The organism is Variovorax sp. AC103, from assembly GCF_979254005.1.
Map to the genome: position 1 here is coordinate 23,563 of NZ_CEEDFC010000042.1, position 6,405 is coordinate 29,967.

6 protein-coding genes are annotated in these 6,405 nt (G+C 63.7%); 5 read left to right on the forward strand and 1 reads right to left on the reverse strand.

The genetic code is table 11. The features are described 5' to 3' along the window. Nucleotides 1-27 precede the first annotated feature (27 nt). Complete coding sequence (locus AC0IYU_RS34085; protein ID WP_435436712.1) at nucleotides 28-501, reverse strand: Lrp/AsnC family transcriptional regulator; 474 nt, start codon at nucleotides 499-501, stop codon at nucleotides 28-30. Nucleotides 502-657: 156 nt separating this feature from the next. Here AC0IYU_RS34085 and hppD point away from each other — a divergent pair, with 156 nt between their 5' ends. The 5 genes from hppD to AC0IYU_RS34110 all read left to right on the forward strand — a co-directional run bounded on the left by hppD (nucleotide 658) and on the right by AC0IYU_RS34110 (nucleotide 6,305). Further along, complete coding sequence (gene hppD, locus AC0IYU_RS34090) at nucleotides 658-1,785, forward strand: 4-hydroxyphenylpyruvate dioxygenase (protein WP_472126618.1); 1,128 nt, start codon at nucleotides 658-660, stop codon at nucleotides 1,783-1,785. Nucleotides 1,786-1,816: 31 nt separating this feature from the next. Next, complete coding sequence (locus AC0IYU_RS34095; RefSeq protein ID WP_472126620.1) at nucleotides 1,817-2,641, forward strand: transporter substrate-binding domain-containing protein; 825 nt, start codon at nucleotides 1,817-1,819, stop codon at nucleotides 2,639-2,641. Between the two features lie 23 nt (nucleotides 2,642-2,664). Beyond that, nucleotides 2,665-3,552, forward strand: a complete 888-nt coding sequence (gene phhA, locus AC0IYU_RS34100) for a phenylalanine 4-monooxygenase (RefSeq protein WP_472126623.1) — start codon at nucleotides 2,665-2,667, stop codon at nucleotides 3,550-3,552. A gap of 125 nt (nucleotides 3,553-3,677) precedes the next feature. After that, entirely contained in the window at nucleotides 3,678-5,369 is a 1,692-nt protein-coding gene (locus AC0IYU_RS34105; protein ID WP_472126626.1) for an AMP-binding protein, read from the forward strand. Further along, nucleotides 5,370-6,305 (forward strand): MBL fold metallo-hydrolase, encoded by a 936-nt coding sequence (locus AC0IYU_RS34110; RefSeq protein WP_472126629.1) that lies wholly within the window; start codon nucleotides 5,370-5,372, stop codon nucleotides 6,303-6,305. It begins immediately after the preceding gene. The last annotated feature ends 100 nt before the right edge of the window (nucleotides 6,306-6,405 follow it).

Below are 6,405 nucleotides of genomic sequence, written 5' to 3' on the forward strand. Positions count from 1 at the left end.
GCGTGGCGCTCGCGCAACCGGATGTGGCTAAACCGGCACAGCTGTGGTGGCCTTGACACGGTCGAGCACGAAGCTGGTCTTGCAGTCCTGCACGCTGGGGTGCTTGAGCAGGGTGTCCATGATGAAGCGGCTGTAGTGGGCCATGTCGGCCACCACCACGCGCAGCAGGTAGTCCATGTCGCCGGTGAGGGCGGCGCACTCCACCACCTCGGGCCAGGTCTGCACGCTGGCGCGGAACAGGTCCATCGGGTTGCGCTTGTGGCTTTCGGTGTGCTTCTCGAGCCGCACGTTGAGGTAGGCGGTGAGCCCCAGGCCGACGGCTTCGGGCTGGACCAGCGCCACGTAGCGGTCGATGACCTTGTGCTCCTCGAGCCGCTTGACGCGGCGCAGCACCGCGCTGGGCGACAGGCTGACCTGCTCGGCGATCTGGTCATAGGTGGCGCGCCCGTCTGCTTGCAGCATGCGCAAAATGAGCCTATCAATCTTGTCTAGTGCTTCCATTCTTCTATTTTTGCAGTTTTACTGCGCGATGGCCAGGCTGAGCGCCCGGAAACGCAGAAAACCTGAGAGGCATTCGGCCTACATTGCATGACCGGCCGACTTCGCCCCGACGTCGCGCCTTATTCATCGAAACCCCACCTCTTTCGGAGACCGCACATGAGCCATGCCGACGCACCCGCCTTCACCCCCTGGGACAACCCCATGGGCACCGACGGTTTCGAATTCATCGAGTACGCGGCACCCGATCCGGTCGCCATGGGCAAGGTCTTCGAGCGCATGGGCTTCACGGCCGTGGCCAAGCACCGCCACAAGAATGTGCTGCTGTACCGCCAGGGCACGATCAACTTCATCCTGAACGCGGAGCCCGACTCCTTCGCGCAGAAATTCGCGCGCGAGCACGGCCCGAGCGTGTGCGCCATCGCGTTCCGCGTGCAGGACGCCAAGCAGGCGTACGAGCGCGCCACCTCGCTCGGTGCCTGGGGCTTCGCCGACAAGGCCGGCCCTGGCGAGTTGAACATCCCCGCCATCAAGGGCATCGGCGACAGCCTGATCTACCTGGTGGACCGCTGGCCCGGCAAGAACGGCGCCAAGCCCGGCGACATCGGCAACATCGGCTTCTACGACGTCGACTTCGAGGCCTTGCCCGGCATCGCGCCGGAGCAGGCGCTGTCGCCGTTCGGCAACGGACTGACCTACATCGACCACCTGACGCACAACGTCTACCGCGGCCGCATGAACGTCTGGGCCGGCTTCTACGAAAAGCTCTTCAACTTCCGCGAGATCAAGTACTTCGACATCGAAGGCCAGGTCACAGGCGTGAAGAGCAAGGCCATGACCAGCCCCTGCGGCAAGATCCGCATCCCGATCAACGAAGAGGGCAAGGAACAGGCCGGCCAGATCCAGGAGTACCTGGACATGTACAAGGGCGAAGGCATCCAGCACATCGCCATGGGCTCGGACGACCTGTACGCGACCGTCGACGAACTGCGCGCCAAGGGCGTCACGCTGCTGGACACCATCGACACGTACTACGAACTGGTCGACAAGCGCATCCCCGAGCATGGCGAGAGCGTGGCGGAGCTGCAGAAGCGCAAGATCCTGATCGACGGCAAGAAGGACGCGCTGCTGCTGCAGATCTTCAGCGAGAACCAGCTCGGACCGATCTTCTTCGAGTTCATCCAGCGCAAAGGCGACGACGGCTTCGGCAACGGCAACTTCAAGGCGCTGTTCGAGAGCATCGAGCTCGACCAGATGCGCCGCGGCGTGCTGAGCGCCGCAAAATAAGGCTCCTTCCCTACTGCTCCAGGAGCCCGGCATGCGCAGCTGCACGTTTTCGATCGGTCTGACTTCCATCGCGGCGGCAGCCGCCGTTCTTTCCGGCTGCGCGATGTCGCCCTCGGGGCCGGTGGCCCCCGCGGCCATGCCGCTGGTGGCCGGCTCGCACCTCGATTCCGTGCAGAAGGCTGCGGTGCTTCGCATCTGCACGCCGGGCGACTACAAGCCCTTCAGCTTCCAGAAAACCGACGCCTCGTTCGAAGGCATCGACGTCGACCTGATGACGGGCTTCAGCGCCAGCCTGGGTGCCAAGCCCGAGTGGGTCAAGACCACCTGGGCCAACCTGCTGCCCGACCTGGCCGCCGGCAAGTGCGACATCGCCGTGGGCGGCGTGTCGGTCACCACGGAGCGGCAGAAGCGCGCCTTCTTCAGCGCGCCCTACATGGTCAACGGCAAGACGCCCATTGCGCGCTGCGCCGACGTGGGCAAATACCAGAGCGTGGCGGCCATCGACCAACCGTCGGTGCGCGTCATCTTCAACCCGGGCGGCAGCAATGAACGTTTCGCCCGCGCCAACTTCAAGCAGGCCAAGCTCACGCTGCACGGCGAGAACGTGACGATCTTCGACGAGATCCTTGCCAACCGCGCCGACGTGTTCGTGACCGAAGCGGCCGAGGCCATCACGCAGCAAAAGCTCAAGCCGGGCCTGTGCGCGGTCAACCCCGACAAGCCGCTGCAGTACGGCGAAATGGCCTGGATGCTGCCGCGCGACGACGTGGCCTTCAAATCGTACGTCGACCAATGGCTGCACCTGCAGCAGGCCGGCGGTGACTTCCAGCGCACGATGGACCGCTGGCTCAAATAACTCTCTAGCGATCGTTTTCATTCATGGACTCCCCTGCCGCCGCCGTTGTCACTCCCGCTGTCACGCCCGCTGTGTACGGCGCCTCGGACCGCCCGCCGCGCGGCGACTACTCGCGCGGCGGCACCGTGCTGGCCGACTACACCTGCCCGCAGGACTGGGCAAGCTACACGCCGGCCGACCATGACACCTACAAGCGGCTCTACGAGCGGCAGGCAGCGCAACTGCCGGGGCTGGCATGCGACGCCTTCATCAAGGCGCTGCCGTCGCTCGGCGTGAAAGACCGCATCCCGCGCTTCGACGAACTCAACGAGCGGTTGCACCGCGCGACCGGCTGGGAGATCGTGGCGGTGCCGGGGCTGATTCCGGAGCTGCCTTTCTTCACGCTGCTGGCCAACCGCAAGTTCCCGGTGACCGACTGGATCCGCAAGCCCGAGGAGTTCGACTACATCGTCGAGCCCGATGTGTTCCACGACCTCTTCGGCCACGTGCCGATGCTGTTCGACCCGACCTTCGCCGACTACGTGCAGCGCTACGGCGCGGGCGGCATCAAGGCGCACGAACTGGGCGCGGGCGAGAAGCTGGCGCGGCTCTACTGGTACACGGTGGAGTTCGGCCTGATTCGCCAGCCCGACGGGCTGCGCGCCTATGGCGCCGGCATCCTGAGTTCGGTGGGCGAACTCAAGCATGCGGTGCTGAGCGACGAACCGCGCCGGCTGCCGCTGGACCTCCTGCGCACCATGCGCACGCGCTACAAGATTGATACGTACCAGGCCAACTACTTCGTGATCGACAGCTTCGCGCAGCTGTTCGACCTGACGGCGCCCGATTTCACGCCGCTGTACGGGTCGCTGGAGGCCGCGAGCGACATCGAGGCCGGGGTGCTGCTGCCGGGCGAGTCGGGCAGGGCCTGATTCTTTTGCGGGGGGCGGTCGGCCCGCAGCTATCGCGAGCGCGACACCCCATGCGCGGCTCCTAGGACAAGCCCGCTGGCGGGGGAGGCACGGTGGCTCCCACAATCCGCGCCAAAGGAGCTTGCATGCAAACATCCGCGCAACACAGTTATCCGGCGGGCGTACCGCTCGAGATTGATCCCGAGCAGTACCGTTCCCTGCCTCACATGTTCGACGAGGCGTTCGGCCGCTATGCCGACCGGCCGTTCTCGGTCTGCATGGAGCGCTGGATGTCATACGGCGAGCTCGACACGCTGTCGAAGGCGCTGGGCGCGTGGCTGCAGTCGCGAGGGCTCGAGCCGGGCGCGCGGGTGGCGATCATGCTGCCCAACATCCCGCAGTTCGCCGTGACCATGTGCGGGGTGCTGCGCGCGGGCTATACCTGCGTGAACGTGAATCCGCTGTACACGGCGCGCGAGCTCGAGCATCAGCTGAAGGACTCTGGCGCCACGGCGATCGTAATCCTGGAAAACTTCGCGTCGACGCTCGAGAAGGTCATCGAGCGCACGCCCTTGAAGCATGTGGTCGTGACCTCGATGGGTGACCTGCTGGGGGGGCTGTATGGCGCCTGGATCACGACGGCCGTGCGGCATCTGGCGAAGATCGTGCCGGCCTACAAGCTGCCGTTGAGCGACGGTCGCACCGTGACGCCGTTCAACGAGGCGATTTCCGAAGGACGCGGCCGCACGCTGGGTCCCGACCAGAGCACGCTCGATTCGATCGCGTTCCTGCAATACACGGGTGGAACGACCGGGCTGTCGAAAGGCGCTGTGTTGACGCACCGGAACATCGTCGCCGCCACGCTGCAGGCCGAGGCCTGGTTCACGCCGGCACTGGCACGCGCCGGAGATTTGGCAAAGGTCAACAGCATCGCGGCGCTGCCGCTGTATCACATCTTCGCGCTGACCCTGTGCCTGCTCGTCATCCGCCAGGGCTCGCACATGACGCTGATTCCGAACCCGCGCGACTTCGACAAGTTCATCGCGGTGCTCAAGAAGCGGCCGTTCCACATGCTGCCGGCGGTGAACACGCTGTTCAATGCGCTGCTCATGCACCCGGAGTTCAAGTCGATCGACTTCTCCACGCTGTTCGTCTCGCAGGCGGGCGGCATGGCCGCCTCGGAAGGCACTGCGCGAAAGTGGTTCGAGGCCACGGGCTGTCCGATGATCGAAGGCTGGGGCATGAGCGAGACCTGCGCAATCGGCACCAACAATCCGGTGTCGAACACGAGCTTCACCGGGACCATCGGCCTGCCGTTGCCGAGCATCGAGATCGCGATCAAGGACGACGACGGGAATTCATTGCCCGCGGGTCAGTCTGGCGAACTCTGCATCAAGGGTCCCAACGTGATGACGGGCTACTACAACCAGCCTTCCGAGACCGCAGCCGCGTTCACCGCGGATGGCTTCATGCGGACTGGTGATATCGCCGTGATGCAGGAAGATGGCTACAGCCGCATCGTCGACCGCAAGAAGGACATGATCCTGGTCAGTGGCTTCAACGTGTTCCCGAACGAGCTCGAGAATGTGATTTCGCTCTGCCCCGGGGTGGTCGAATGCGCGGCCGTCGGTGTGCCAGACGAGAAGCAAGGCGAGGCCATCAAGGTGTTCGTGGTTCGGCGGGATCCCGCGCTCACGGAAGACGCGGTGCTTCAGTATTGCCACTCGCAACTCACTGGCTACAAGCGACCGAAGCACATCGAGTTCAGGGAGTCTCTGCCGAAGACCAACGTCGGGAAGATCCTGCGGCGTGAACTTCGCTCCAGTGCGAGCGCCTGAATGAGCAGTCATCCAGCGGCGAGCGCCGGATTGCCGGCGAATGTCGTGGTGTTCGAGCGGGGCTGGCTGTCGTCGAACAATGTGCTGTTCGTTGGGCGCGAGGAGACGGCAGTGGTCGATACCGGGTACTCGACGCATGCAGAGCAAACGGTGGCACTTGTCGCGTCGGTGCTCGGCGAGAGGCCGCTCCAACGCATCCTGAACACACACCTTCACAGCGATCACTGCGGCGGGAACGCCGCATTGCAGGCGCGCTACCCTGGCGTTCGCATCGACATTCCTCCGGGGGAGGCACCGCTCGTTGAACGGTGGGACGAAGAGGCCCTGAGTTTTGTGGCGACCGGGCAGGTTTGTCCGCGTTTTGAGCTGACGGGCTTGCTGCACCCGGAAACGGATTGTTTGCTGGGTGACCTGCGCTGGCAGATTCATGCAGCGCCAGGACACGATCCTCACTCGGTCATTCTGTTCGAGCCGGTGTCACGAACGCTGATTTCCGCAGATGCCTTGTGGGAAAACGGGTTCGGGGTGGCATTTCCGGAGTTGGCCGGCGAGCCTTCTTTCGGGGATATGGCGGCCACGCTGGATTTGATCGAGACCTTGGCGCCGCGCCAGGTCATTCCTGGGCACGGCGCAATGTTCGGCGACGTTGAAAAATCTCTCTCGGTGGCTCGTCGCCGGCTCGATGGTCTGTGCCGGGCTCCTGTGAAGCACGCACGCCACGCCATCAAGGTGCTGATGAAGTTCAAGTTGCTTGAACTGCAGTCAATCGGCCTTGAGCAGTGGAACGGCTGGCTAAGAAGCACGCCTTATCTTGCGAGCATTCATGCGCGCTTTTTTAGCGGTGTTGAATTGGATTTATTGACAGGCGATATCTTGGGTGAATTGATTGCCGTTGGTGCGGCGTCAATGGACCACTCATTTGTTCACAACGCCTGAGTCCTCAGCATTGCCTTTCAGAGGCGCAAAGCAAAAAACCCCAGTCATATTCTGACTGGGGTTTTCTGGGCTGTAAGAGCCTGACGATGACCTACTTTCA